The sequence below is a fragment of the Robbsia betulipollinis genome (genome assembly GCF_026624755.1).
Taxonomy (GTDB): Bacteria; Pseudomonadota; Gammaproteobacteria; order Burkholderiales; family Burkholderiaceae; genus Robbsia; species Robbsia betulipollinis.
Window position 1 is genome coordinate 2050117 of the sequence record NZ_JAPMXC010000001.1, and the last position, 24892, is coordinate 2075008.

General features: G+C 68.1%; 23 protein-coding genes. 10 read left to right on the forward strand and 13 right to left on the reverse strand.

All coding sequences use genetic code 11. The annotated features are described in order from the left end of the window. Positions 1-252: 252 nt before the first annotated feature. From rplM to erpA, 3 genes are all read left to right on the forward strand, one after another. A complete protein-coding gene (gene rplM / locus OVY01_RS08905; RefSeq protein WP_267847096.1) occupies positions 253-681 on the forward strand; it encodes a 50S ribosomal protein L13 in 429 nt (142 codons plus the stop codon). A 12-nt stretch (positions 682-693) separates the two neighbouring features. Then, on the forward strand, positions 694-1086 hold the full coding sequence (gene rpsI, locus OVY01_RS08910; RefSeq protein WP_267847097.1) for a 30S ribosomal protein S9: 393 nt from the start codon (positions 694-696) through the stop codon (positions 1084-1086). 263 nt (positions 1087-1349) lie between these two features. Then, positions 1350-1715: an iron-sulfur cluster insertion protein ErpA gene (erpA, locus tag OVY01_RS08915; RefSeq protein WP_267847098.1), complete on the forward strand. Its 366-nt coding sequence runs from the start codon at positions 1350-1352 to the stop codon at positions 1713-1715. Between the two features lie 30 nt (positions 1716-1745). On the opposite strand, the gene OVY01_RS08920 is transcribed toward erpA, so the two are convergent. Further along, entirely contained in the window at positions 1746-2885 is a 1140-nt protein-coding gene (locus OVY01_RS08920; protein ID WP_267847099.1) for an anhydro-N-acetylmuramic acid kinase, read from the reverse strand. Between the two features lie 22 nt (positions 2886-2907). Beyond that, entirely contained in the window at positions 2908-4395 is a 1488-nt protein-coding gene (locus OVY01_RS08925; protein ID WP_267847100.1) for a M23 family metallopeptidase, read from the reverse strand. 289 nt (positions 4396-4684) lie between these two features. Here OVY01_RS08925 and tyrS point away from each other — a divergent pair, with 289 nt between their 5' ends. Genes tyrS through OVY01_RS08940 form a run of 3 tightly spaced genes read left to right on the forward strand, consistent with a single transcriptional unit; the run spans position 4685 to position 7182 of the window. After that, positions 4685-5962 (forward strand): tyrosine--tRNA ligase, encoded by a 1278-nt coding sequence (tyrS, locus tag OVY01_RS08930; RefSeq protein ID WP_267847101.1) that lies wholly within the window; start codon positions 4685-4687, stop codon positions 5960-5962. Between the two features lie 22 nt (positions 5963-5984). Further along, positions 5985-6449, forward strand: coding sequence for a D-aminoacyl-tRNA deacylase (gene dtd, locus OVY01_RS08935; protein WP_267847102.1), 465 nt, complete (start codon positions 5985-5987; stop codon positions 6447-6449). A 22-nt stretch (positions 6450-6471) separates the two neighbouring features. Continuing rightward, positions 6472-7182 (forward strand): histidine phosphatase family protein, encoded by a 711-nt coding sequence (locus tag OVY01_RS08940; RefSeq protein ID WP_267847103.1) that lies wholly within the window; start codon positions 6472-6474, stop codon positions 7180-7182. 56 nt (positions 7183-7238) lie between these two features. Here the strand turns inward: OVY01_RS08940 and OVY01_RS08945 are convergent, their stop codons facing one another. From OVY01_RS08945 to OVY01_RS08995, 11 genes are all read right to left on the reverse strand, one after another. After that, the gene (locus OVY01_RS08945) at positions 7239-8159 is read right to left on the reverse strand and encodes an oxygenase MpaB family protein (RefSeq protein ID WP_267847104.1); all 921 of its coding nucleotides are present in this window, start codon (positions 8157-8159) and stop codon (positions 7239-7241) included. 10 nt (positions 8160-8169) lie between these two features. After that, entirely contained in the window at positions 8170-9234 is a 1065-nt protein-coding gene (ruvB, locus tag OVY01_RS08950) for a Holliday junction branch migration DNA helicase RuvB (RefSeq protein ID WP_267847105.1), read from the reverse strand. A 70-nt stretch (positions 9235-9304) separates the two neighbouring features. Further along, the gene (ruvA, locus tag OVY01_RS08955; RefSeq protein ID WP_267847106.1) at positions 9305-9889 is read right to left on the reverse strand and encodes a Holliday junction branch migration protein RuvA; all 585 of its coding nucleotides are present in this window, start codon (positions 9887-9889) and stop codon (positions 9305-9307) included. A gap of 131 nt (positions 9890-10020) precedes the next feature. Next, positions 10021-10563: a crossover junction endodeoxyribonuclease RuvC gene (gene ruvC, locus OVY01_RS08960; protein ID WP_267847107.1), complete on the reverse strand. Its 543-nt coding sequence runs from the start codon at positions 10561-10563 to the stop codon at positions 10021-10023. A 61-nt stretch (positions 10564-10624) separates the two neighbouring features. Further along, positions 10625-12202 (reverse strand): bifunctional phosphoribosylaminoimidazolecarboxamide formyltransferase/IMP cyclohydrolase, encoded by a 1578-nt coding sequence (gene purH, locus OVY01_RS08965; RefSeq protein ID WP_267847108.1) that lies wholly within the window; start codon positions 12200-12202, stop codon positions 10625-10627. Positions 12203-12332: 130 nt separating this feature from the next. After that, positions 12333-12566: a Fis family transcriptional regulator gene (locus tag OVY01_RS08970; protein ID WP_267847109.1), complete on the reverse strand. Its 234-nt coding sequence runs from the start codon at positions 12564-12566 to the stop codon at positions 12333-12335. Beyond that, a complete protein-coding gene (dusB, locus tag OVY01_RS08975; RefSeq protein ID WP_267847723.1) occupies positions 12563-13651 on the reverse strand; it encodes a tRNA dihydrouridine synthase DusB in 1089 nt (362 codons plus the stop codon). Before dusB ends, OVY01_RS08970 begins: the two co-directional genes overlap by 4 nt. A 204-nt stretch (positions 13652-13855) precedes the next feature. Further along, complete coding sequence (locus tag OVY01_RS08980; RefSeq protein WP_267847110.1) at positions 13856-15229, reverse strand: UbiH/UbiF/VisC/COQ6 family ubiquinone biosynthesis hydroxylase; 1374 nt, start codon at positions 15227-15229, stop codon at positions 13856-13858. Then, on the reverse strand, positions 15223-16746 hold the full coding sequence (locus OVY01_RS08985) for an aminopeptidase P N-terminal domain-containing protein (protein WP_267847111.1): 1524 nt from the start codon (positions 16744-16746) through the stop codon (positions 15223-15225). The genes OVY01_RS08980 and OVY01_RS08985 overlap by 7 nt, the downstream gene beginning before the upstream one ends. Before the next feature lie 8 nt (positions 16747-16754). Beyond that, positions 16755-17552, reverse strand: coding sequence for a nucleotidyltransferase family protein (locus tag OVY01_RS08990; RefSeq protein WP_267847112.1), 798 nt, complete (start codon positions 17550-17552; stop codon positions 16755-16757). Positions 17553-17589: 37 nt separating this feature from the next. Next, positions 17590-18720, reverse strand: a complete 1131-nt coding sequence (locus tag OVY01_RS08995) for an aminoglycoside phosphotransferase family protein (protein WP_267847113.1) — start codon at positions 18718-18720, stop codon at positions 17590-17592. A 227-nt stretch (positions 18721-18947) separates the two neighbouring features. On the opposite strand from OVY01_RS08995, the gene OVY01_RS09000 reads away from it, so the two are divergent. The 4 genes from OVY01_RS09000 (at position 18948) to rsmA (ending at position 24830) form a co-directional block, all read left to right on the forward strand. Continuing rightward, positions 18948-21332, forward strand: coding sequence for an LPS-assembly protein LptD (locus tag OVY01_RS09000; protein ID WP_267847114.1), 2385 nt, complete (start codon positions 18948-18950; stop codon positions 21330-21332). A 62-nt stretch (positions 21333-21394) separates the two neighbouring features. Beyond that, positions 21395-22765 (forward strand): peptidylprolyl isomerase, encoded by a 1371-nt coding sequence (locus OVY01_RS09005; protein WP_267847115.1) that lies wholly within the window; start codon positions 21395-21397, stop codon positions 22763-22765. A gap of 5 nt (positions 22766-22770) precedes the next feature. Further along, positions 22771-23814: a 4-hydroxythreonine-4-phosphate dehydrogenase PdxA gene (pdxA, locus tag OVY01_RS09010; protein WP_267847724.1), complete on the forward strand. Its 1044-nt coding sequence runs from the start codon at positions 22771-22773 to the stop codon at positions 23812-23814. 137 nt (positions 23815-23951) lie between these two features. Continuing rightward, a complete protein-coding gene (gene rsmA, locus OVY01_RS09015) occupies positions 23952-24830 on the forward strand; it encodes a 16S rRNA (adenine(1518)-N(6)/adenine(1519)-N(6))-dimethyltransferase RsmA (protein ID WP_267847116.1) in 879 nt (292 codons plus the stop codon). Positions 24831-24892 lie beyond the last annotated feature (62 nt).

Here is a 24892-nt window from a genome sequence, read left to right on the forward strand (position 1 = left end):
GAATGCCGGGCCGCTTCCCGCGCTTTCGATCCATGCCTTTCCCAATTCTCCGAAACCGGTTATAATCGTCGGCTTTCCCGACTCATGCCCGGCGGGAAAGAAGGCCTCACGCATCAGCAGTACAGCCAAGGCAGGCGAGTGCAGGGAAGCGGAGGGAAGTCGGGACGGGCGGCAATGCGTCCGGGCGACCCTACAAGAGTTCCGCACACTCGTAGCCGAAGCGAAAAGGGCAGGCAAATTTTTGGATCAATCATGAAGACATTTTCTGCAAAGGCCCAAGAGGTCACGCACGAATGGTACGTGATTGACGCGACGGATAAAGTTCTCGGCCGTGTCGCCAGCGAAGTGGCACGCCGCTTGCGCGGCAAGCACAAGCCTGAATTTACTCCTCACGTCGACACTGGCGATTTCATCGTCATCATCAACGCCGGCAAGCTGAAAGTGACCGGCAAGAAGACGACCGACAAGAAGTACTTCCGCCACACCGGTTATCCGGGCGGGATCTACGAGACGACGTTCGGCAAGATGCAGGAGCGTTTCCCGGGCCGCGCGCTCGAGAAAGCCGTCAAGGGCATGCTCCCCAAGGGCCCGCTCGGCTACGCGATGATCAAGAAGCTCAAGGTCTACGCTGAAGGCACGCATCCGCATTCGGCCCAACAGCCGAAAGCGCTCGAGATCTAAGGAGCCTATACCGTGATCGGAAATTGGAACAATGGCACAGGCCGCCGTAAAAGCGCCGTCGCACGAGTTTTCCTGAAGGCTGGCAAGGGCGACATCATCGTCAATGGCAAGCCGATCAGCGAATACTTTTCGCGTGAAACGTCGCTGATGATCGTGCGCCAGCCGCTCGAACTGACCAACAATGTCCAGGCATTCGACATCAAGGTCAACGTCGCCGGCGGTGGTGAAACGGGTCAGGCCGGCGCGGTGCGCCACGGCATCACCCGCGCGCTGATCGACTACGACGCGACGTTGAAGCCGGGTCTGTCGCAAGCAGGGTACGTGACGCGCGATGCGCGTGAAGTGGAGCGTAAGAAGGTCGGCTTCCACAAGGCACGTAAGCGGAAGCAGTTCTCGAAGCGCTGATCCATCGGGCGGCTTGCCGCCCTTGGACAGTCAGCTGGCGGAAGGCGGGTCGGACGGGAATTGCCGTCGGCTTGCCGCTCCGGCCGGAAAAACGCCGTCGACTTTGTCCGACGGCGTTTTGCATTTCCGCTGCTTCCTTTTCCTTTGTCGGGATTCGCCCTCCGGCATTGTCGGGCGACGGATGCCCCTGCTGGCATTGCGTGTAATCCGCCGTGCCGGGCAAGGACTACAATAGCGGCAAAGTCGTTTCTCTGGAGAGATCAATGAACGCTGTAATAGATACCCCGACCACCGAAATGCCCACCTTCCTGGTCTTTACGGACAGCGCGGCCGACAAGGTCAAGGACCTGATCGAGGAAGAAGGCAACCCGGAACTGAAGTTGCGCGTGTTCGTGCAGGGCGGCGGCTGTTCGGGCTTCCAGTACGGTTTCACGTTCGACGAGGAAGTGAACGAGGACGATACCGTGATGGACAAGAACGGCGTTCAGTTGCTGATCGATTCGATGAGCTACCAGTATCTGGTGGGCGCCGAGATCGACTACAAGGACGACCTCAACGGCGCGCAATTCGTGATCAAGAATCCGAATGCGACGACGACCTGCGGCTGCGGTTCGTCCTTTTCCGTCTGATATCGTTGTTTTTTGTCCTCGAGTGGCGTTTTATCGAGGATAAAGCGCGCCGAGGACGCGCGGGCCCGCGGCGCCGGTAACGGCCGCCAGATTTCCGGGTTCGCGTTCGACGAAACGTCGGGCCAGCCAGGCAAAGGCCAGCGCTTCCACTTGTTGTGGATCGATGCCCAGGCGTTGCGTGCTCTCGACGGCGATCGTCCGCGCCACGGCACCGGCTGCCCGCGCTCGCGTCAGCGCCTGCCGCAGCATGTCCAGTAGTACCGGATTGCGCGCGCCACCTCCACAGACAAACACCGTATCGCATCCCGGTGCGTGCAGCGCGACGTCGCGCGCGATGGCCTCGGCGGTCAACGCGGTCAGCGTGGCCTGCACGTCGGCCGGGTCGAGGTCCGCGAACGGTGTCAGCTTCGTCTCCAGCCACGCCGGATTGAAAAGATCGCGTCCCGTGCTTTTCGGCGGCGGCAGCGCCAGGAAGGGCTCCGCCAGCAATACCGCGAGCAGGGGCGCGTGCACGCTTCCGCGGGCGGCGAAGCGACCCTCCGCGTCGAATGGCTGACCGAGATGCTGGCCGGCCCAGGCGTCGAGCAGCGCATTGCCCGGGCCGCAGTCGAAACCGCGCGCCGCTTCCCGGCCCTGCAGGATCGAAACATTGCTGATGCCGCCAATGTTGCAGATGACACGCGTGTGTCCAGGCGCGCCGAAAACGGCGGCGTGGAAGGCCGGTACCAGCGGCGCGCCCTGGCCGCCCGCCGCGACGTCGCGGCTGCGGAAGTCGGCGATGACATCGATGCCGGCGCGCTCGGCGAGCCGGGCCGGGTTGTTGGTCTGCCGTGTATAGCCCCGTTCCGGCCGGTGCCGGATGGTCTGGCCGTGCACGCCGATCGCGACGACGGCTTCGGGCGTGGCATGGTGCGCCTGTAGCAGCCGTTCGCAACAGGTGGCATAGGTATCGGCGAGCTGATTCGCGGCCAGCGCCTCGCGCTCGATTTCGTTGTCGCCGGGCGACTGCAATGCGAACAGCGCGTCGCGCAGCGGCGCATCGAACGGGATATGCGCCTCCGCCTCCGGATGCGGGCGGCCCTCCGCATCGAAGCGCGCGATGACGCCATCGACGCCGTCCATGCTGGTTCCGGACATGAGTCCAATGTACAAAGAGCGTTCCACGTGCATTCCATTCCTCGCAGGGGCAGGGTCAGCTTTCGCGACCGGCAGGCAGGGCCCGCATGCGCGCGATCTGCGCGAGCAGCGGGCTGGCGGCGTGCCGGAAAGCGCGCAGCGCCTCGCCCCGCAGCGGCGTCGCCGCCTGGCGCAGTTCCGGCATCGGGTCCACCGGACGATCCGCGATCCGCAGTTCGAAATGCAGATGCGGACCCGTGGCGGCGCCAGTGCTGCCCACTTGCCCGATCGTCTCGCCGCGCGCGACGGGCCGGCCCGCCCGAATGCCCGGCGCGAAGCTGTCGAGATGTGCATAGTACGTGGAATAGGGAGGCGCGTGGCGGATGACGAGCAGCCGGCCATAGCCGTTGCGCCAGCCCGCGAACGAGATCGTGCCGGGCGCCGCGGCGGCGACCGCCGTGCCGCGTGGCGCGGCGAGGTCCACGCCTTCGTGGTGCCGCGAATAGCCGGACAGCGGATGGATGCGCACGCCGAAGGAGGAGGCGATCCGGGCGCCGGCGTCCGGCGCCCGGATCGGCATGTGCCATGCCGCCTCCCGGTGCAGCGGAGCGCCCTCGAACGTAAAGTAGCGGCCCCCGTTGCCCGCGACGGCCGGAAACGTCGCCGCCGCGGTTATGCGCGAAGCCTCGCCCGGCGAGGCGCCGCCCGGCGAGGCGTCGCCCGGCGGCGTCCCAGGCGAAGCCTCGCCGGGCGGGCGGGCCGGCGGATGCCAGACCGCGCGATGCCATGTGCCCCGGGCCTGTAACTCCACGGCCAGGAGGCGGCCGGTGCGCGTGGGTCCCATCGCGCCGGCGAGCTGTTCGTAGATCAGGTGGAATGCGTCGCCCGGACGAAACCCCTGGCGAAAATCGATGCGATCGCGAAACAGCCGCAACGTTTCGGCGACGATCTGGCCGGGGACGTCCGCGCGCGCCATCGACGAAAAAAAACCGGTTCCGATCACGCCGGAACGAAAGTGCCAGTAGGCGTCGTGCGGCTGAAATGTCTCGGACACGGCGAAACGGCCGGATGCCGTCCGCTCGACGACGACGCGCCGCGAACCCGACACGGCGCCTGCCATGGCACGGATGCCGGACCCTGTCGTCAGGGATACCTTAGACACCGGGCTCTCGATCTGGACGACCAACGCCTGCAGCCGGCGCTGTTCGTCGCAGCGCAGATGGATGTCGTCGCCCGCGCCCAGTGCGCGCAATGTCCGCGCGTCCGGGTCCTGCCGGAGCGTGCGCTGCAGCGCCGGATCGGCAAGCTTCATCCGGCGTAACGCTGCATCGATGTCCTCGCCGTGCGCCAGCGTCGTCACCGCGACGTATTGCGCGGGCATGCGCGCGAGCGCCGTTTGCTGCGTGGCGATATCGTCGGCCGGGAAGGGCAGCACGTGCGTGACGTATCCGTCGACGACTCCCAGCCGTGACGATGACACGATCGACAGCGTGACGAGGATGACCAGCGTGGTCAGCCCGACGTACGCGCCGCGCCGGGTGCGCGGGAAACGGAAAGACCACATCACATAGACTCGCGCGGCGGATCGCACGTAAAATCGGGCATTCGCGTACGATGGCGCGCGGCGGTACCGCCGAACGGGCCGATCGGGGAGCCGATGAGCGGGCCGATGGCTCGCCCGCGACGGATGCCGGCGGTGCGCGGGAAAGCGGATGCGTGTTTCGCTGTGTTCATCGGAAGCGGATGTCGGTGCACGCGGACGCCGCGTGCGAGGGCCTTTCGGCGACGCCTCTAGCCTACGGGTGCCGGTCGTACGCTTCCATCAGATTTTTCCTCTTTATTTACTGATTCGAATGAGTTCAGACTCCTACACCGGCGCCCCTGCGCCGGGCCACGCGCGTGCTGCCGGCGCTGCGCCATCCTGGCCCGTCACCGACGCGGTTCGCCAGGCGCTTGCGATCGCGCGCCGGGGCTGCGACGAGCTGCTGATCGAGGACGAATTCACGCTGAAGCTCGCCCGTAGCGCCGCCACCGGCACGCCGCTGCGCATCAAGCTCGGCCTGGACCCGACCGCGCCCGACATCCATCTCGGCCATACGGTCGTGCTGAACAAGATGCGCCAGTTGCAGGATCTGGGGCATACGGTCATCTTCCTGATCGGCGACTTCACGTCGCTGATCGGCGATCCATCGGGCCGCAACAGCACGCGTCCGCCGCTGACGGAAGAACAGATCGACGTCAACGCGAAGACCTATTTCGAACAGGCGACGCTGGTGCTCGACCGCGAGAAGACCGAGGTGCGGCACAATCGCGAATGGTTGTCGCCGCTGGGCGCCGACGGCCTGATCAAGCTCGCCTCGCGCTACACGGTCGCGCGGATGCTGGAGCGCGACGATTTCACCAAGCGTTTCGCGGGCGGCGTGCCGATCTCGATCCACGAATTCCTGTACCCCTTGCTGCAGGGCTATGACTCGGTGGCGCTGAAGGCCGATCTCGAACTCGGCGGCACCGACCAGAAATTCAATCTGCTGGTGGGACGCGAATTGCAGAAACAGTCCGGTCAGGAGCCGCAGTGCGTGTTGACGATGCCGCTGCTCGAAGGCCTCGACGGCGTCGACAAGATGTCCAAGTCGAAGAACAACTACATCGGCATCAGCGAAAGGCCGAACGACATGTTCGGCAAGCTGATGAGCATTTCGGATACCCTGATGTGGCGGTATTTCGAACTGCTGTCGTTCCAGTCGATCGAGGCGCTGGCGCGGTTCAGGGCCGAGGCCGAGGGCGGACGCAACCCGCGCGACTTCAAGGTCATGCTGGCGCAGGAGATCGTCACGCGCTTTCATTCGGCCCGGGACGCGGAACGGGCGCTCGAGGATTTCAACCACCGCGCGCGCGGCGGCGTGCCGGACGACGTGCCGGAAGTGGCGCTGAGCGGCGCGCCGCTGGGCATCGCGGCCCTGCTGAAACAGGCGGGCCTGGTGCCGTCGGGGGCCGAGGCGACCCGCAATATCGAACAGAACGGCGTGCGCATCGATGGCACCGTCGTCAGCGACCGCGCATTGAAGCTGGAGGCGGGCGTCTATGTGGTGCAGGTGGGCAAGCGCCGCTTCGCGCGCGTCACGCTCGCATGAGGCGGGGGAGGCGGGGCACGCGATGATCGGTCTCGTGCAGCGCGTCACGCGCGCCGAGGTCGACATCGATGGCCGGCGCGTGGGCGCGATCGAGGCCGGCCTGCTGGCGCTGGTGTGCGCGGAACGGGGCGACACGCCCGAGACGGCGGCGCGTCTCGCCGCCAAGCTGCTCGGGTATCGGGTCTTCGGCGACGCGGCGGGGAAGATGAACCGCAGCGTCCAGGATCTCGACGGCGCGGGGACGCCGGGCGGCGTGCTGCTGGTGCCGCAGTTCACGCTTGCCGCCGACACACGGTCCGGCAGCCGTCCGAGCTTCTCCGGGGCCGCGACGCCGGAACTCGCGCGTGTCTTGTTCGATGGCTTCGTGGCCGAAGTGCGCGCGCGCCATGCGCAGGTGTCCACCGGCGTCTTCGGGGCACACATGCAGGTCGCGCTCGTCAACGACGGGCCGGTCACCTTCTGGCTGCGGATTCCGCCGGCAGCCTGACTTCCTTCTTTTGCGAATTCTCATGGCCGACACGTTCGACGGCACCACGCTGATCCTGGTTCGTCATGGCGAGACCGGCTGGAACCGGATCAAGCGCATACAGGGACAGATCGACATCGCACTGTCGCCGCTCGGCGAGCGGCAGGCCGCGCTGCTGGGCGCGCGGACCGCCGCCGAGCGGGCCGCGCGCGAGGGTACGTTGGGGCGGATCGACGCGGTGGTGAGCAGCGACCTCGCGCGCGCGATGCAGACGGCGGCACCGATCGCCCGCGCGGCCGGCGTCGCGGTACAGGCCGACCACGGCTTGCGCGAGCGTCATTACGGGGTCTTCCAGGGCCACGACGCCGCGACGATCCGCGCGCGGGCACCCGACGCCTATGCGCACTGGATCGCGCACGATCCCGATTTCACGCCGGAGGGCGGCGAATCCCTGCGCACGCTGTACGGCCGCGTGGTGCGGACATTGGGAGCGATCGCGCGCCGCCATCCAGGGCGCACCGTGGTGTGCGTCACGCACGGCGGCGTGCTCGACTGCGCCTACCGTTTCGCCGCGGCGCTGCCGCTGACGGGGCCGCGCGCCTGTCCGGTGCTCAACGCGAGCGTGAATCGCATCGTCTGGCACAACGGCGCGCCCGATGCCCCGGTGCAGGCCGGTGCCGACCGCGCAGCGGTGCTCGCCTGGGCCGATATCGCCCATCTGGCGGGTCTGGTCGACACGCGCGACGACGTCTAGGCGCTTCCTCCGCCCGCCTGGTCGGTTCGCCTGGTCCGCTGGTTTGATCCGCGTGCCTAGCCCGTTTCGATCCCAGCCGCGCCAACGCGCGCCCGTGCCCGTTTCGATACCCCGTTGGTCAGCGCCCAGCGCATGACCGGCGCGACGCCGTTGACGCCGGCGCGTACCACCAGGCGGCGCAGCGCGGCATGGCGATCCAGGCCGAACATCGCCTGCGCCCAGTCGGGCAGCAGATCGGGACCGGCGTGCAGCAGCAGCCGGGCCGCCGGCCAGGTCGCCAGATTCGGCGCCGGCGCATGCATCAGCACGTCGACGACCGCACGCGTGCGCGCATCGCACACCAGCACCGCACGTTGTTCGAGCAAATAGTCGGCGATTTCCGCGCGGTTGCGCGGCACGCCGCGCGCGCCGAGCATTTCGGCGACCAGCGCCGTTTCCGCGTAGTAGCGGTCCTGCGCCTGCGGCGACAGATCCGGGTTCACGTAGACGAGGTGGGCGCGCAGGAAACTCGACATCTCCGCCACGTGCACCCAGGTCAGCAAGGCGGGATCGTTCGCCGCGTACGGCGTGCCGTCGGGCGCGACGCCGCGCACATGCTCATGGATCTTGCGGACCCGTTCGATGAGGGACAGCGCATCGGCGCGGCTGCCGTAGGTGGTGGCGGCGATGAAGGTGGCGGTGCGCCCGAGGCGGCCATGGATGTCGTCGCGGAACGTCGAATGGTCCCAGACGCCGGCCAGCGCCAGCGGGTGCAGCATCTGCAGCAGCAGGGCGGCGACCCCGCCGACCAGCATCGAGGTGAAATCGGCGTGCACCTGCCAGCACACGGCGTCCGGCCCGAACAGTCCCGGGTCGCCGAGCGGCGTGCCGTAGTCGATGCGCCGCTTGCTGTCGGTCGTGACGCGATTCACGCCGCTGGCGATGCGCGCGCGCAGGAAATCGAGCGGGTGGCGCAGGGAAGGAGGACGCGCGGACATGGTCGTGATCCTAGGCGCCGGGCGGCGCTTCCCACAAGTCCCGCACCGGGGCGCTGTCCGGCGACGCGATGCCGAAATGCCGGTAGGCGAGCAGCGTCGCGATGCGCCCGCGCGGCGTGCGCTGCACGTAGCCCTGCTGGATCAGATAGGGCTCGATCACGTCCTCGATGGTGTCGCGTTCCTCGCCGATCGCCGCCGCAAGATTGTCCAGGCCGACCGGCCCGCCGTCGAATTTCTCGAGGATGGCTTCGAGCAGCTTGCGGTCCATCACGTCGAAACCCACCGGATCGACGTCGAGCATTTCGAGCGCCGCGTCGGCGATGGCTGGCGTGATGCGGCCGTCGGCCTTGACTTCGGCATAGTCGCGCACGCGCCGCAGCAGACGGTTGGCGATACGCGGCGTGCCGCGCGAGCGCTTGGCGATCTCGAACGCGCCCTCGGGACCGATTTCCGCGCCCAGCAGGTTCGCCGAGCGCTGCACGATCTTCGTCAGCTCGGTCGCGGTATAGAATTCGAGCCGGGCGACGATGCCGAAGCGGTCGCGCAGCGGGTTGGTCAGCATGCCGGCGCGGGTCGTCGCGCCCACCAGCGTGAACGGCTGCAGGTCGAGCTTGACGCTGCGCGCGCCCGGCCCCTCGCCGATCATGATGTCGATCTGGTAGTCCTCGAGGGCCGGGTACAGAATCTCCTCGACGACCGGCGAGAGCCGGTGGATTTCGTCGATGAACAGCACGTCGTTCGCTTCGAGATTGGTCAGCAGCGCGGCGAGATCGCCGGCGCGTTCGAGCACGGGCCCCGACGTCTGCCGCAGATTAACGCCCATCTCGCGCGCGATAATGTGCGCGAGGGTGGTCTTGCCCAATCCGGGCGGACCGAACAGCAGCACGTGATCGAGCGCCTCGGCGCGCTTGCGGGCCGCCTGGACGAAGATCTCGAGCTGACCGCGCACTTTCTGCTGGCCGACGTATTCGTCGAGCTGCCGCGGGCGCAGCGCGCGTTCGTAGGCTTCCTCGCGCACCGACGTGGGTGCCGCGGAAATCAGCCGCTCGCCGGAAAGTTTGTCTGTTTCGATCATGCAGCCATTGTACCGTCAGGGCGCCGCCGCATGGCGATGGCGGCGACCCGCTGCGGCGCCTTCCCATGCCTCAGTTGCGCGACAGGGCCTTCAACGCCAGGCGGATGCCGGTCGAGACGTCGGTGCCCGCCGGCAGCGCGCGCACCTGGAGTTGCGATTCCTTTTCCGAATAGCCGAGCGCGAGCAACGCGTGCAGCACGTCGCTGCCTTCGTTGACCGGTGCCGCGCCGCCGGCGCCGGCCGCGCCAAGATCGGCGCCCAGCTTGCCCTTGAGTTCGAGCAGCAGGCGTTCGGCGGTTTTCTTGCCGATGCCGGGCACGCGCGTCAGGCTGCCGACTTCCTGCATCGTCACCGCCTGGGCGAGTTCGCCGACGTTCATGCCGGACAGCACCGCGAGCGCCATGCGCGCGCCGACGCCGGTGATCTTGAGCATCTCGCGGAACGCGCCGCGCTCCTGCGCGCTGCCGAAGCCGTACAGCAGGTGCGCATCCTCGCGCACGATCTGCTGAACCAGCAGCACCACCTTCTCGTTCAGATGCGGCAGCCCGTAGAAGGTGCTCATCGGCACCGCGATTTCGTAACCCACGCCCGCGCAGTCCACCAGGATGTGCGGTGGATTTTTTTCAAGCAGGACACCAGCGATTCGACCGATCATGGTTTTTCAGGGAACAGGAAAGACGAGGGACAAAGGGAGGGCAAAGGGAAGGCAAAGGGAAGGCAAAGGGAAGGCAAAAACAAGGCAGGCATGTCATTTTACAGGCCCGCGGGGGCCGCGTACCCCGTCGATCAGCCGATCAGCCGGCCGCGGCGCACACGCATGCCCTTGCGCACGAGCTGCGGCGCCAGATCGCTCAACTGGCCGAGAATGGCGCTCGCATTGGCGTGACAGATCGCGACGCCCAGCGCATCGGCGGCGTCGGTGCCGGGCAGGCCGGAGAGACACAGCAGGCGCGCGACCATTTCCTGCACCTGGTCCTTGCGCGCGCGGCCGCTGCCGACCACCGCCTGCTTGAGTTGCAGCGCGGTGTATTCGGCCACCGGAACGCCGCCGCCCACCAGCGCGCAGATCGCCGCGCCGCGCGCCTGGCCCAGCAGCAGGGTGGATTGCGGATTGACGTTGACGAAGACCTTCTCGATCGACGACTGGTCCGGTGCGTACTGCCGCACCAGCGAGGAGACGCCCGCGAAGATGACGCCGAGGCGCGCGGGCAGATCGCCGTCGCCGCTGCGGATCACGCCGCTGGTGACGTAGTCGAGCCGCTGGCCGTGCTTCTCGATGACGCCGAAGCCCGTGACCCGCAAGCCGGGATCGATGCCCAGGATTCTCATCGCCGGGTTGCCCGTTCAGGCACGACCCGGCAGGCCATGCGGCACGGAAGCGCGGTGGGGTTCAATGGCGGAAGTGGCGCGTGCCGGTCAGCACCATCGCGACGTTCTGCTCGTCGGCGGCGGCGATGACTTCGTTGTCGCGCATCGAACCGCCCGGATGGATCACGCACGTGGCGCCCGCCCGCACGACCACGTCGAGGCCGTCACGGAACGGGAAGAAGGCGTCCGATGCGACCGCCGACCCGGCGAGCGTCAACCCGGCGTTCTCGGCCTTGATGCTGGCGATGCGGGCCGAGTCGATCCGGCTCATCTGGCCGGCACCGACGCCCAGCGTCTGACCGTTCGCGCAGAAGACGATCGCGTTGGACTTGACGAACTTGGCGACGCGCCAGGCGAACAGCAGGTCGTCCATTTCCTTCGGCGTGGGCTGGCGCCGCGTCACCACCCGCAGTTCCTCGGGACGGATGTTCTTGTCGTCCGCCGACTGCACCAGCAGACCGCCGCCCACGCGCTTGAAGTCGAGCGCGTTGGTGGCAGGTGCGCCCGCGGCGGGCAGCGTGATGGCCAGCACCCGGACGTTCTGCTTGGCGTTGAGCAGTTGCTGCGCGCCGGCGGTGAACGACGGCGCGAGCAGCACTTCGACGAACTGCCTGCTCACGGCTTCGGCGGTGGCTTCGTCGACTTCGCGGTTGAAGGCGATGATGCCGCCGAACGCCGAGGTCGGGTCGGTCGCGAAGGCCTTCGCGTAGGCGCCGGCGGGGGTGTCGGCGATCGCCACGCCGCAGGGGTTCGCATGCTTGACGATGACGCAGGCGGGCACGTCGAAGGTCTTTACGCATTCCCAGGCGGCGTCGGCGTCGGCGATGTTGTTGTACGACAGTTCCTTGCCCTGCAACTGGCGGTAGGCGGACAGCGCGCCGACCGGGGCCGCCAGGTCGCGGTAGAAGGCACCGCTCTGGTGCGGGTTTTCGCCGTAGCGCAGGTCCTGGACCTTCTCGAACGCGACGTTGAGCGTCGCGGGATAGGCGTTGCGCTCGCTGTGCAGGCGCGCGTCGCCGAGGCTCGTCAGATAGTTCGTGATCGCGCCGTCGTACTGCGCGGTGTGGGCGAAAACCTTGGTCGCGAGACGGAAGTTGGTCGGATAGCCGACCGTGTTGCCGTTCGCGCGCATTTCCTCGAGCACGCCCGCGTAATCCGCCGGGTCGACCAGCACGGTCACGTCGCGGTGGTTCTTCGCGGCGGAACGCAGCATCGTCGGGCCGCCGATGTCGATGTTTTCGATCGCTTCCTCGAGCGTGGCGTCGTCCCGCGCGATGGTCTCGCGAAACGGGTAGAGATTGACCACCAGCAGGTCGATCGTCGGGATGCCGTGCGCGTCGATGGCCGCGACGTGTTCCGGGAGATCGCGGCGCGCGAGGATGCCGCCGTGGATCTTCGGATGCAGGGTCTTGACCCGGCCGTCGAGCATTTCCGGAAAGCCGGTGTAGTCGCCCACTTCGGTCACGGCGAGGCCGGATTCGGCGAGCAGCCGCGCGGTGCCGCCGGTCGAGAGGATCGACACCCCCAGTTCGGCGAGGGAGCGGGCGAAGTCGACGACGCCCGATTTATCGGATACGGAGATAAGCGCTTGTTTGATCATGACGAAGGAAGAGGCCGGCGATATGGAGGAAGCGATAGGAAGCGATAGAAATCAGTGGAAAGCGGTGCGGGCGCGACCAGAGAGCCCGGCAGGGAGCGGCGGCGGACGATACGCGCCACGATGCACGCCACTACAGCAGGCCGTGCTGCTGCAGCTTCTTGCGCAGCGTATTGCGGTTGATCCCGAGATACTCCGCCGCGAGCGACTGGTTGCCGCTCGCGCGCTCGAGCACCACTTCGAGCATCGGTTTTTCGACGCAGGAAATGATCATCTCGTAGATCGCGTTCGGATTCGATCCGTCGAGATCCTGGAAGTATTCGTTCAGGCTGTCACGGACACACCGTTCGATGTGATGTCTGCTCATGCGGCGAGTCGGTTCGTGGGAGGCGGTGTGCCGGCGGTGTCGGCGCGGTCCGGGACGGTGTCGCCGGTGTCGCCGGTGTCATAGACGAGACGTTCCGATCGGACTTTCTGCTCGTCGAAGAAGGTATTGACGGCGGCCAGTTGTTCCCGGGTCGTGTCCAGCGTGTTCATGCGGTGCCGGAACGCATTGGCGCCGACGAGGGCGCGAGTGTACCAGCCGATGTGCTTGCGCGCAGTACGCACGCCGGTGAATTCGCCATAGAACGCGTAATGGTCCTCGAGGTGCCGGTTCATGACCTGCTGGATTTCGTCGACCCGCGGCGCAGGCAAGTGCTCGCCGGTGTCCAGATAGTGGGCAATCTCGCGAAAGATCCATGGCCGCCCTTGCGCGGCGCGACCGATCATCAATGCGTCGGCGCCGGTCGCGCGCAGCACCTGCCGAGCTTTTTCCGGGGAATCGATGTCGCCGTTCGCCACCACCGGGATCGAAATCGCCGCCTTCACCGCGGCGATCGTCGCGTACTCCGCGTCGCCCCTGTAGAGGTCGGCGCGCGTGCGGCCATGGATGGTCAGCATCGCGATGCCGGACGCCTCGGCGATCCGGGCGATCGTCAGGGCGTTGCGGTTTTCCGGATTCCAGCCGGTGCGGATCTTGAGCGTGACCGGGACGGCGTCCGGGCCGACGCCCACGGCGCCGACGACGGCCTCGAGAATCTCGGCCACCAGTGCCTCGTTCTGCAACAACGCCGAACCGGCGGCGACATTGCAGACCTTCTTCGCCGGGCAGCCCATGTTGATGTCGATGATCTGCGCGCCGTGCGCGACGTTATGGCGCGCCGCGTCGGCCAGCATGCGCGGGTCGGCGCCGGCGATCTGGACCGACACCGGTTCGACCTCGCCGGTGTGGTCCGCGCGGCGCAGCGTCTTTTCGCTTTTCCACAGCAGTGCGTTCGATGCCACCATCTCCGACACCGCGTAGCCGGCGCCCAGGTGTTTGCACAACTGCCGGAAGGGCCGGTCGGTCACGCCGGCCATGGGCGCGACGAACAAGGCATTGCGAAGCGAATGAGATCCGATGCGAAGCATGTGGTGTCCGGCGTGACGCGCGAGGGCGCCGAAGCGCTGGGTGACGAAACAACTGGCCAGGCGGCTGTCGAAACAGCCGGCGAAGCGGCGCGGACGGCAGCCGGGAAAAGCCTCGCCGGCCGCCACGCCGATGGAAAAATCGCGTTTTGCAGCCGTATTTTAGCGCAAGCCGACGCGCCCACGTGGCGTGCCGGCGAGATTATCTCAGCGCCGTTGCCCGAACATCATCTGCCGGGCCAGCAGCGATTTCGCGCCCGGCAGCCAGTCCAGCGCGGCCAGGGCCAGCCCCCGCAACGCGGCGACCGGTGCGAGATCGACGGTGAAGCCGCGCGCCAGCAGGTCGGTCATGCCGATCGTCACCGCGCGGTCGCGCTGCCGGCGGCGCGCGTAGTCGGCGAGCGCCGCCGGCGTCGCGCCATGCTGCCCCAGCGCCGCGGCCAGCGCCTGGGCGTCGCGCAGACCGAGGTTCAGCCCCTGGCCGGCGACCGGATGCAGCGTTTGCGCGGCATTGCCGATCGCCGCGGCTCGCCGGTCGACGAGCCGGTCCCGACGGTTCAGGCCGAGCGGAAACATCGCCCGCCCGGCGAGTTGCGTGAACTTCCCCACCCGGGCGCCGAACGCCGTATCGAGTTCGGCGAGGAAGGCGCTGTCCGGGAGTTGCATGCGCCGCGCCGCCTGTTCCGGCGTCTGGCACCAGACCAGCGCGTAGTCGGCCGGCTCCGAACCCTGGACATCCGGTCGGTCCGACGACCCCGCCGGGCGTGCCTGTCCCGATTCGGCGAGCGGCAGCAGCGCCACCGGCCCTTCGTCGGTGAAGCGTTCCCAGGCGACGCGCGGCAGCGCGGCGCTGCACCGCACGCTGCCGACGATGGCGGTCTGTTGATAATCGCGCGACCGCGGGTGCATGCCGGCCGCCGCCTGTGCGTCGAACAGACCGCCTTCGGCATGGATCAGCAGGCGCGCGCGCAAGCTGCGGGGGGCGGCCTCGGCGGTATCGACGGAGGCGGCATCGTCGGCGGTCGCATCGATGGCGGCAGCGGCAGCGGCAGCGGCGGCGGCAGATGAGGGCATCGACGCCGTCGCCATTCGTACGGTGACGCCGTGTTCATCCTGCAGGTCGTCGCGCACCGTGCTGTGTTCCAGGACCCGCACGCGTGCCCCGGCCGCGATGGTCCGGTCCAGGCCGGCGCGCAGGGCGGCCGTCAGCGCACCGTAGCGGAGCACGTAGCCGAGGGCGGGCAGGTCGTGCTCGCGCCGGTCGATGCGCGTGCGGCCGAAGCGACCGCGTTGCGAAATGTGGATTTCCTCGATCGGCGTCGCGGCGGCCGGCCAGCCGAGCGGTTCGAGCAGCGTCCGGCTGCCGTACGAGAGCGCCAGCACGCGCGGGTCGCGGTGCGCGGCAGCGGCGTCGCGCGCGTCGATCAGTACGATCGAGAGCGCCGCGGTCGCGCTGCGGCGCGCCAGCGCTCCGGCCAGCGCCAGCCCGACGGGCCCCGCGCCGACGATCGCGATGTCGCAGTCGAACGCCGCTGCGTCCGTATCCGCGTCTGCGCTCAACGCAGAGAACTGGCTCAGCATCGCGCCTCCCGCATCAGGGCTTCGATCGCGTCGGCCTCGACGGGGACGTCACGGGTGATCAGCTCGCAACCGTCCTCGGTGACAACCGCATCGTCCTCGACGCGAATGCCGATGTCCCAGAACGCCTCGGGCACGTCGTCGGCACGGCGCACGTACAGGCCGGGTTCGATCGTCAGCACCATGCCCGCGCGCAGGACGCGCGAGGCCGGCGGCGCGGGCGCGGCGGTATCGTCCGCATCGTCGGTCGGGGTCGTCGCGCCCGCGTCCGCCTCGCTGTCGCCCGTCTCGCCGCGTTCCTCGTAGTCCCCGCAGTCGTGCACGTCGAGCCCGAGCCAGTGGCCCGTGCGGTGCATGTAGAAACGCGTATAGGCCCGCGCGGCGATGGCGTCGTCGACGCTGCCGTGCGCGTCCGCGCGCAACAGACCGGTGTCGAACAGGCCCTGCACCAGCACACGCAACGCGGCCTGGTGCGCGTCGTCGAAACGGGCGCCGGGTCGGGTCGCGACGGCGGCGGCATGGTTCGCCGCGACGACGATGTCGTAAAGCGCACGCTGCGGGCCGCTGAAGCGGCCGTTCGCCGGAAAGGTCCGGGTGATGTCGGAGGCGTAGCCGTCGAGTTCGCAGGCGGCGTCGATCAACACCAGGTCGCCGTCCGCGAGCACCTTGTCGCCCGCCGGGTAATGGAGAATGCAGGCGTTCGCGCCGGCCGCCACGATCGAGCCATAAGCGGGGGCCTGCGCGCCATGACGTCGGAACTCATACAGCAATTCGGCTTCGAGCGCGTATTCGGGCAGGCCGGGGCGCGCGGCGCGCATCGCACGCAGATGCGCCTGCGCGGAGATGGCCGCGGCGGCGCGCATGCGGGCAAGTTCGCTGGCGTCCTTGACGATGCGCATCGCTTCGATCACGGGCGTCAGGTCGTGGCGCGACGCGGGCGCGCGGTGGCCGCGCCGGCCGCGCACGGTGGCGATCCAGCGCGCGATGTCCGCGTCGAGGCCCGTATCCGCATGGAACGGATGGAAGAGCGTGGGCGCGCCGTCCAGGCAGGCCGGCAGATGGGTGTCGCGCGCGCTGTTCGGCAGCGCGGCGTCCACGCCGAACGCCCGACGTGCGGCATCGGGTCCGTAGTGGAATCCTTCCCAGACTTCGCGCGCCGGGTCTTTTTCCCGGCAAAACAGCGTGCTCGACGGCGCTTCCGTTTTCCCCGCGCCGCGGCTGTCGAGCAGCAGCAGCGCGTCGGGCTCGGTGAAACCGGTCAGATAGAAAAAGTCGCTGTCCTGCCGGTAGGGGAAATCGCCGTCGCGGCTGCGGACCCGGGCCGGTGCCGCGGCGATCAGGGCGATGCCGCCTCCGGCCGCGCGCAACGCCGCGAGCACCCGTTGGCGCCGTCGCGCGAATACTTCGGGAGGAAAGGCGCGGTCCGCGACCCGGGGCGGCGTGCGGTGCGCGTCGGGTGCCGATGGGCGCGCGGCGTCGGTCGCGAAAGAACGAGAGGAGGCGGGAGAGGGCGGGTGCATAGGCGATTCTAGCGCGCGTTCGCGCGCAGCGCCGTATCCAGCGCGGTTAATTCGGCAGGCGTGCCGACGTTCGCCCAGCGGCCTCGCCAGACCTCGGCCGACGCGCGACCGCTGGCGATCGCTTCACGGAAGAACGGCAACAGGGCCATGCGCGGCACCGGCGCGCGGCGTGCGATCGCCGCGAACGTGCGGCTGTCGTACAGGCCGAAGCTGGCGAATGTGAAGCGTGCCGGGCCGTCGGCGCTGAGCGTCTCGCCGTCGAAGGCGAAGTCGCCGTGCGGATGGAAGGGCGGATTCGGCACCATGACCAGGTGCATGGCCGGTTGCGCGCGCTGATGCATCGCACGCGCGCGCTCGCGCAACGTGGCGAAATCGAAATCGCAGAAAACATCGCCGGCGACCGCGAGGAAAACCGTGTGCGTGGCGGCCGGCGTCCCTGCGGCCGGCGCTCCGGCGGCCGGCGCTCCGGCAGCGCGGGCCTCGCCCGTTTCGGCGATTGCGTCCGCGCCTGCCAGCAGCGGCAGCGCCTGTGCGATGCCGCCGGCGGTCTCCAGCGCGCGCGCGCCTTCCGCGGAGTACCGCAGCGAGACGCCCCAGCGACTCCCGTCGCCCAGCGCCGCCGCGAACTGCTCGCCCAGCCAGGCGTGGTTGATGACGATGCGCCGGATGCCGGCGCGCGCCAGCGCCTCGATCTGCCAGACGATCAGCGGCTTGCCGCCGGCTTCCAGCAGGGGCTTGGGAGTATGGTCGGTCAGCGGTCGCATCCGTTCGCCGCGGCCGGCGGCGAAAATCATTGCAGTATCCATGGCCTGTCCGGGTAGGGGGCGTTGCAGGGGAAGGGCGTCAGAACGTATAGCCGACGGTTTCCGCACGGTTCTCGATCTGGTCGAGCAGCCGCGCGAGCGGCGTCAATTCGCGATAACGGCCTGCGACCTTGCGCGCATAGGCGATGAAGCGCGGCGTGTCCGCCAGATAGCGGGGCTTGCCGTCGCGGTAGGCGAGCCGGGCGAACAGGCCGATGATTTTCAGATGGCGCTGCAGGCCCATCCATTCGAGTTCGCGGTAATACTCGGAGAAATCGGCCCGCACCGGCAGGCCGGCGGCCTTCGCGCGGCCCCAGTACCAGGCGATGCAATCGAGCTCGAACCCTTCGTCCCAGCTGATGAAGGCGTCGCGGAACAGGGACGCGACGTCGTAGGTGGCGGGGCCCAGCACCGCGTCCTGGAAGTCGAGCACGGCCGGCGCGGGCGGCGCCACCATCAGGTTGCGCGGCATGAAATCGCGATGCACGAAGAGCCGCGGCTGCGCCAGGGCGCTGTCGATCAGCGTGCGGAAGACGCCGTCGAGGGTGGCGCGCTCGGTCGCGTCGAGCGTGCGGCCGAGATGGCGGCCGAGATACCACTCGGGCAGCAGTTCGAGTTCGCGGCGCAGCAGCGGTTCGTCGTATTCCGGGAGGACCTGCGGCCGGCTGGCGGACTGCCAGCGGATCAGCGTGTCGAGCGCGGCGCGCATCAGCGCCCGGGCGTCCTCTTCGCCGGCACCGGACAGGGCGTCCAGATAGGACGTCGTGCCCAGGTCGGACAGCAGCATGAAGCCGCGTTCGACGTCGGCGGCGAGGATGCGCGGCACGTGCACGCCGGCCTCGGCCAGCAGGGCCTGGATCTGCACGAACTCGCGCGATTTCTCGGGCGGCGGCGCATCCATGGCGATCAGCGAGCCGGCGCGCGCGGGCAGGCGGAAGTAGCGCCGGAAGCCCGCGTCGGAGGAGGCCGGTGCGAGCGCCGCGACGTCGAGCCCGGGATCGGCGTCCGTTCCCGTCGGCGCGGCGCAGGCCACGCCGCGCAGCCACGCGCGCAACGCCGTCAGGCGGAGATCGTCGGCGACCTGGTCCGCGGCGGTGTCTGCCTGTGTCGCGGGGGGCGCTGCGGCGGCCGGGGGGGAAAGAGGCGCGGAGCGGGAACTGTTTTGTGTCATTCGACGGGGGACGAGAGGGGGCCGGCACGCCGCCTGGCGGACGCGTCGACGAGCTTATTTGACAACGCATTGCCAACTAAGCGGCGCATTCGGCTGGAGCAAGGGATGGATTGCCATATAATACCCCACGAATTCGGACACCCCGTGCGAATCCCGACTGTCCGAGCCGCACCAGCCGCACCCCCCGGGGGGCGCCGGGCGCGCCGGTCGAAGCGCCTCCTGCATTCATGCCGCCCAGACTGTTCATACGATCGAATCCGTTCGCCAGCCCGCCATCGCGAAGAAAGCGCGTCGTGATCGCGCTCTTCGCCGCAGGCTGCGTCTCCCCGGTAACGGGCTTCGCCCAACTGACCGGCGACGCCGCGCGCCCGGTCGCGCTCGACCCGAAATGGGGCTTCAGTCTCGCGCCGCAGATCGTCGAGCAGCCGCTGGCCCCGGGCCAGACCTCGGGCACGTTCTCGCTGGGCGATCACGTCAGCGCGGACGGCGAGCGTCAGACCACGCTGACCGGCAACGCCGAACTGCGTCGCTACGGCGCGATCATCCGTGCCGACAAGATCCATTACGACGCGGATACCGACGTCGCCGACGCCTACGGCAACGTGCGGATCAACCAGCATGGCAACCTGTTCGTCGGGCCGCGCGCGCAAATGGCGCTCGAGGCGCGGGTCGGCTACATGTTGACGCCGACCTATCATTTCGGTGAATCCGGCGCGGGCGGCAAGGGCGAACGGCTCGACATGCTCGACGACGAACGCACGCGCATCACCCGCGGCACGTATAGCGCCTGTGCCTGCGCGGACCCGAGCTGGTACGTGCGCGCGAGCCGTTTCGACATGGACCAGGGCGACAACCTCGGCACCGCCCTCAACGGCGTGCTGTTTTTCCAGGGGGTGCCGATCTTCGCCAGCCCTTACCTGACGTTTCCGTTGTCGAGCGACCGGCAGTCCGGCGTCCTGCCGCCCACGTTCACCTACAGTTCGACCAGCGGCGCGGACATCACCATTCCGTACTACGTGAACATCGCGCCGAACCGCGACCTGACGCTGCGGCCACGCATCCTGGAGCGGCGCGGAGCGTTTCTGGGGATGGACTACCGGTACCTGTCGCCCACCTACTCCGGCACGGATACGATCGAGTACATGCCCCACGACGCGGTGGCGCAGCGCGACAACCGTTATGCGATCTTCCTGAAACACAATCAGAATTTCGGCGACGGGTTCAGCGGCTACATCAATTACAACCGGGTGTCGGACGCGGCGTATACATCGGATCTGTCCAGCGGCAACACGATCATCTACAACGGCACGCAGTTGCTGTTCCAGCAGGAAGCCGGACTGCGCTATGACAAGGGTCCGTGGTCCGTGCTGGTGCGCGAGCAGCGCTGGCAGTCGCTCGACAACGCGGCGCCGCCTTATTCCCGCGAACCGGAACTCGACGTCAATTACCAGAAATACGATGTCGGCGGCTTCGATTTCGGCGCGGAAGGCAATTACACGCGATTCACGAGCATCGAGTCCACGATGCCCGAGGGCGAGCGCCTGTTCCTGAATCCGTACATCAGCTATCCGATCGTGCACCCGGGCTGGTTCGTGATTCCGAAGGTGCAATACCACCTGGCGTCGTACAACCTCTCCTACATTCCGTCGACGATTTCCTCGACGCAACCGCAGTCCCTGCCGAACAAGAACATCAACGTCGCGATCCCGACGGTGAGCCTGGACAGCGGCCTCAAATTCGAAAGGCATGTGCGCGTGTTCGGGCGCGACTATATTCAGACGCTCGAGCCGCGGCTCTTTTACGTCTATACGCCGTACCGGAACCAGTCCGACATCCCGGTGTTCGACACGGCGCAGTCCGATTTCGGGCTCGCCGAGATCTTCACGACGAACACCTTCGTCGGCAATGACCGCATCGCCGACGCCAACCGGTTGACCGCCGCGGTGACGACGCGTTTCCTGAACCCCGACACCGGGGACGAGCGCGCGCGCTTCGTCATCGCGCAGCAATACAATTTCCGCATGCAGCAGACGACGATGCCGAACGTGAGCGTGGACGAATCGTCGCGTACGGATCTGATCCTGGGGGCATCGTTCAAGCTGACCGACACGTTCGCCACCCAGAACGCGTTCCAGTACAACCAGGAAACGAACCAGATCGATCGCCTGAACACGGGCTTCGCCTGGAGCCCCGAGGACCGCAAGGTCATCAATCTCGCCTACCGGTACACGCGCGCGACGTCGACGCTCGCGGACACCACCGGCGAGATCAAGCAGGCGGTCCTGTCCGCGCAATGGCCGGTGATGCGCAACGTCTACGCGGTCGGGCGCGTCAACTACGCGTTCGATTCGCACCGTCTGGTCGACGGTCTGCTGGGTTTTCAGTACGATGCGCCCTGCTGGACGCTGGGCATGGCGATCCAGCGCTATGCGAACGGGCTGACGACGACAGGCCTGCCGGCGACCGGTACGCGTTTCCTTGCGCAGCTGACGCTCAAGGGCTTCTCGAACATCGACAATGGCCTGGTGGCCTCGTTCCGGGCCAGCGTGCCCGGTTACGTCCCGCCGCCGCCGCCCGCCGATCCGGTATCGCGCTTCTCCGACTATGACTGACGCAACCGCTGTCGTCGGCAATTTCCGCCGCGTGCCGCAACCCGAAGGAGTCTCTGTTGGCAATGGTTAAGACTTTACGATTGGCCTCGATGGCCAGTGCAACGATTTTCGCCGGCGCGCTGCTGTCGGCGTCGCCGGCAATGGCGCAGGCACTGAGCGGTTCGGCCGCCGCGCCGCAGGCGAAAGCCGCGCGAACGGGGGACGAGGTGGACCGCATCATCGCCGTCGTCGACAACGGCGTGATCACCGAGCGTCAGCTCGACCGCCGCGTGGCGATGGTCAAGCGGCGCCTCCAGGGCCGCAGCCAGTTGCCGTCCGACGCCGAGTTGCGCAAGCAGGTGCTCAACCAGATGGTGGTCACCGAGATCCAGTTGCAGAAGGCCGAGTCCGAAGGCATTCACATCGACGATGCCGCGGTCGACGCGACGCTCACGCGGCTGGCCCAGTCGAACGGTCTGCCGCTCGACCAGTTCCGTGCCCGCATCGAAGCCGAGAACGTGCCCTGGACGACGTTTCGCAGCGACGCGCGCGACGAGATGACGCTCGCCGAACTGCGGCGCCGCGACGTCGACAGCAAGATCACGGTATCGGACGCCGAGGTCGCGAACTACATCGCGAGCCAGCACGGCATCACCTCGGCGCCGAACGACCTGCATTTGCAGCATTTGCTGGTGGCGGTGCCGGCGGGCGCGCCGGAAGCGGATGTGCAGGCTGCGGAAAAGCGCGCGGAGAAGGTCATCGCCGATGCGCGTGACGGCCGCGATTTCGCGCGCCTCGCGAAGTCGAATTCGCAGGCGGGCGATGCGAAGGCCGGCGGCGACCTCGGTTTCAAGGCGCCCGACGCCTTGCCCAAGCCCTTCGTCGACGCAGTCGCCACGATCGCGCCGGGCCAGGTCGTGCCGGAGCCGATCCGCACCGCCGACGGCTGGGAAGTGGTCCGGCTCGTCGAGCGCCGCGCATCGAGTTCGGCCGCGAGCAAGATTACGCAGACGCATGTCAGCCATATCCTGCTGCGCGTGGGCGAGGGGTCGTCCGAAGCGGACGTGGTCAGCAAGCTGCAACGCATCAAACGCGATATCGAGGCCGGCAAGGGCACGTTCGCCGAATACGCGCGCAGCAATTCGCAGGACGGCTCGGCCGGACAGGGCGGTGACCTGGGCTGGATCAACCCGGGCCAGACCGTACCGGATTTCGAACGCGTGATGAACCAGTTGCAGCCGGGGCAGATCAGCAACCCGGTGCGTTCCGAGTATGGCTATCACCTGATCCTGGTGCAGGGACGCCGCGAATCGGTGGCAACGCCGGCCGAGCAGGAGGACGCGGCGCGTCAGGCGGTCGGGTCGCGCAAGTCCGAGCAGGCATACGCGGACTGGCTGCGCGAGCTGTACGATTCGGCCTACATCAAGACGATGCTGGACACCACCACGCCGTGAACACCGTGTCCCCGGTCCCCGGCCTGGCGGCCGTCGCGCCGCCCGACGACGCCGTCGCGTTGACGGTGGCGATCACCACCGGCGAGCCGGCGGGGGTCGGGCCCGAGCTGACGCTGGCGGCGCTGGCGCGGGGACGGGCCGATGCGCGCTGGCCGGACACGCGCTTCGTGGTGCTGGGCGATGGGGCCTTGCTGGCGGCGCGTGCGTCGGCGGTGGGGGTCGACTGGCAGGCGCTGCTGGCGAATGGGCAGGTCGTGCTGGCCGATGTGCCGGCGGCGGTTCCGGTCGTCGCCGGGCGGCTCGATGCGCGTAACGGCGCCTACGTGCTGGCCCTGCTCGATGCGGCGATCGATGGCGCGCGTGCCGGCGATTTCGATGCGATCGTCACCGCGCCTCTGCAAAAGAGCACCATCAACGACGCCGGCGTGCCCTTCACCGGCCACACCGAATACCTGGCGGAGCGCACCGCGACCGAACAGGTCGTGATGATGCTCGCCGGCACCGGCGAACGGCCCCTGCGCGTCGCGCTGGCGACCACGCACCTGCCGCTGTCGCAGGTCGCCGGCGCGTTGTCGCGCGCGTCGCTGGTACGGATACTGACCATCATCGACGCGGATCTGCGGCGCGGCTTCGGCATCGCCGCGCCGCGCATCCTGGTGACGGGCCTGAACCCGCATGCGGGGGAGAACGGCTATCTCGGACGCGAGGAGATCGACGTCATTTCTCCCGCGATCGAGCAGGCCCGCGCGGCTGGCATCGATGCGCGCGGCCCGTATCCCGCCGACACGCTGTTTCAGCCGCGCCATCTCGCCGACGCCGACTGCGTGCTGGCGATGTTTCACGATCAGGGGCTGCCGGTGCTGAAATACGCCACCTTCGGCGCGGGCATCAACATCACGCTGGGCCTGCCGATCATTCGCACGTCGGTGGATCACGGCACGGCGCTCGACCTGGCCGGCAGCGGCCGCGCCGACCCGGGCAGCATGCTCGCGGCGCTCGATACCGCGGTGCAGATGGGGCGCCATCGGCGCCGCCCCCAGCCGGCGTAACGACCGCCGCCAACGCGTTCGCGTCCCCGGCGCACGGCGCGGGACATGCCCGATCCACCGCCTTGCGCGGCGCGCACCGGTCCGCCGGTCACGCGTGCGGATTTTCGATAGCACACCACCGTTTTAAGACCATTCTTATGTCCGCCTTCTCCCGTAGCCCCGTCCAGGGCCATGTCGCACGCAAGCGCTTCGGCCAGAACTTCCTGGTCGATCAGGGCATCATCCAGTCCATCGTCGCCTGCATCGCGCCGCGCGCGGGCGAACGGGTCGTGGAGATCGGCCCGGGGCTGGGGGCATTGACCGGCCCCCTGGCCGATGCGCTGGGCACGCCGCTGCATGTGGTCGAACTCGACCGCGACCTGATCGGCCGTCTGCACAGGACATTCGGCGAGCGCCTGGTGGTGCACGCCGGCGACGCGCTCGCGTTCGATTTCGGTGCGCTGGCGGTGGCGTCCGGCGCCGCGGAGGACGCACGCGGCGGGGTGGGCGAGGCCGGGGAGGGTCGCGTCGGCGCGCGCCCGGCGCCGTCCCTGCGGATCGTCGGCAACCTGCCTTACAACATTTCCAGCCCGCTGCTGTTCCACCTGATGGGCTGCGCCGACAAGGTCGTCGATCAGCATTTCATGTTGCAGGACGAAGTCGTCGAGCGCATGGTCGCGGTGCCCGGTACCAAGGCCTACAGCCGTCTGAGCGTGATGCTGCAGTTCCGTTACGCGATGGAGAAGCTGATGGACGTGCCGCCGGAATCGTTCAATCCGGCGCCCAAGGTCAACTCGGCCATCGTGCGCATGTTGCCCCACCGGCCCGAGGACTTGCCGGAGGTGCCGGCGCGCCGTTTCGCGGAAGTCGTGACCGCCGCGTTCTCGCAACGCCGCAAGATGCTGCGCAATACGCTGGGCGCCTATCGCGAGACGGTCGACTTCGACGCCCTCGGCTTCGATTTGTCGCGGCGCGCGGAGGACGTGCCGGTCGCCGAATACGTGACGGTCGCGCAACGGCTCGCGGCGTCCGTCTGAAGGGGATTCTCTGCCGAAAAGGGAAGGGGGCGCACGCCTGGGCAAAGAACGTCAGCGCAAAA

What these genes read in the sequence shown, in the direction of transcription:
- dusB (WP_267847723.1), bottom strand. Translation starts at nt 13,651, where the DNA reads ATGCTTCGCATCGGATCTCATTCGCTTCGCAATGCCTTGTTCGTCGCG.
- OVY01_RS08945 (WP_267847104.1), bottom strand. Translation starts at nt 8,159, where the DNA reads ATGTCCGCGCGTCCTCCTTCCCTGCGCCACCCGCTCGATTTCCTGCGC.
- OVY01_RS08995 (WP_267847113.1), bottom strand. Translation starts at nt 18,720, where the DNA reads ATGACACAAAACAGTTCCCGCTCCGCGCCTCTTTCCCCCCCGGCCGCC.
- OVY01_RS08990 (WP_267847112.1), bottom strand. Translation starts at nt 17,552, where the DNA reads ATGGATACTGCAATGATTTTCGCCGCCGGCCGCGGCGAACGGATGCGA.
- OVY01_RS08925 (WP_267847100.1), bottom strand. Translation starts at nt 4,395, where the DNA reads ATGTGGTCTTTCCGTTTCCCGCGCACCCGGCGCGGCGCGTACGTCGGG.
- OVY01_RS08940 (WP_267847103.1), top strand. Translation starts at nt 6,472, where the DNA reads ATGGCCGACACGTTCGACGGCACCACGCTGATCCTGGTTCGTCATGGC.
- OVY01_RS08970 (WP_267847109.1), bottom strand. Translation starts at nt 12,566, where the DNA reads ATGAGCAGACATCACATCGAACGGTGTGTCCGTGACAGCCTGAACGAA.
- OVY01_RS09000 (WP_267847114.1), top strand. Translation starts at nt 18,948, where the DNA reads ATGCCGCCCAGACTGTTCATACGATCGAATCCGTTCGCCAGCCCGCCA.
- ruvA (WP_267847106.1), bottom strand. Translation starts at nt 9,889, where the DNA reads ATGATCGGTCGAATCGCTGGTGTCCTGCTTGAAAAAAATCCACCGCAC.
- ruvC (WP_267847107.1), bottom strand. Translation starts at nt 10,563, where the DNA reads ATGAGAATCCTGGGCATCGATCCCGGCTTGCGGGTCACGGGCTTCGGC.
- tyrS (WP_267847101.1), top strand. Translation starts at nt 4,685, where the DNA reads ATGAGTTCAGACTCCTACACCGGCGCCCCTGCGCCGGGCCACGCGCGT.
- ruvB (WP_267847105.1), bottom strand. Translation starts at nt 9,234, where the DNA reads ATGATCGAAACAGACAAACTTTCCGGCGAGCGGCTGATTTCCGCGGCA.
- OVY01_RS08985 (WP_267847111.1), bottom strand. Translation starts at nt 16,746, where the DNA reads ATGCACCCGCCCTCTCCCGCCTCCTCTCGTTCTTTCGCGACCGACGCC.
- OVY01_RS08980 (WP_267847110.1), bottom strand. Translation starts at nt 15,229, where the DNA reads ATGCTGAGCCAGTTCTCTGCGTTGAGCGCAGACGCGGATACGGACGCA.
- rplM (WP_267847096.1), top strand. Translation starts at nt 253, where the DNA reads ATGAAGACATTTTCTGCAAAGGCCCAAGAGGTCACGCACGAATGGTAC.
- erpA (WP_267847098.1), top strand. Translation starts at nt 1,350, where the DNA reads ATGAACGCTGTAATAGATACCCCGACCACCGAAATGCCCACCTTCCTG.
- rsmA (WP_267847116.1), top strand. Translation starts at nt 23,952, where the DNA reads ATGTCCGCCTTCTCCCGTAGCCCCGTCCAGGGCCATGTCGCACGCAAG.
- OVY01_RS08920 (WP_267847099.1), bottom strand. Translation starts at nt 2,885, where the DNA reads ATGCACGTGGAACGCTCTTTGTACATTGGACTCATGTCCGGAACCAGC.
- dtd (WP_267847102.1), top strand. Translation starts at nt 5,985, where the DNA reads ATGATCGGTCTCGTGCAGCGCGTCACGCGCGCCGAGGTCGACATCGAT.
- purH (WP_267847108.1), bottom strand. Translation starts at nt 12,202, where the DNA reads ATGATCAAACAAGCGCTTATCTCCGTATCCGATAAATCGGGCGTCGTC.
- OVY01_RS09005 (WP_267847115.1), top strand. Translation starts at nt 21,395, where the DNA reads ATGGTTAAGACTTTACGATTGGCCTCGATGGCCAGTGCAACGATTTTC.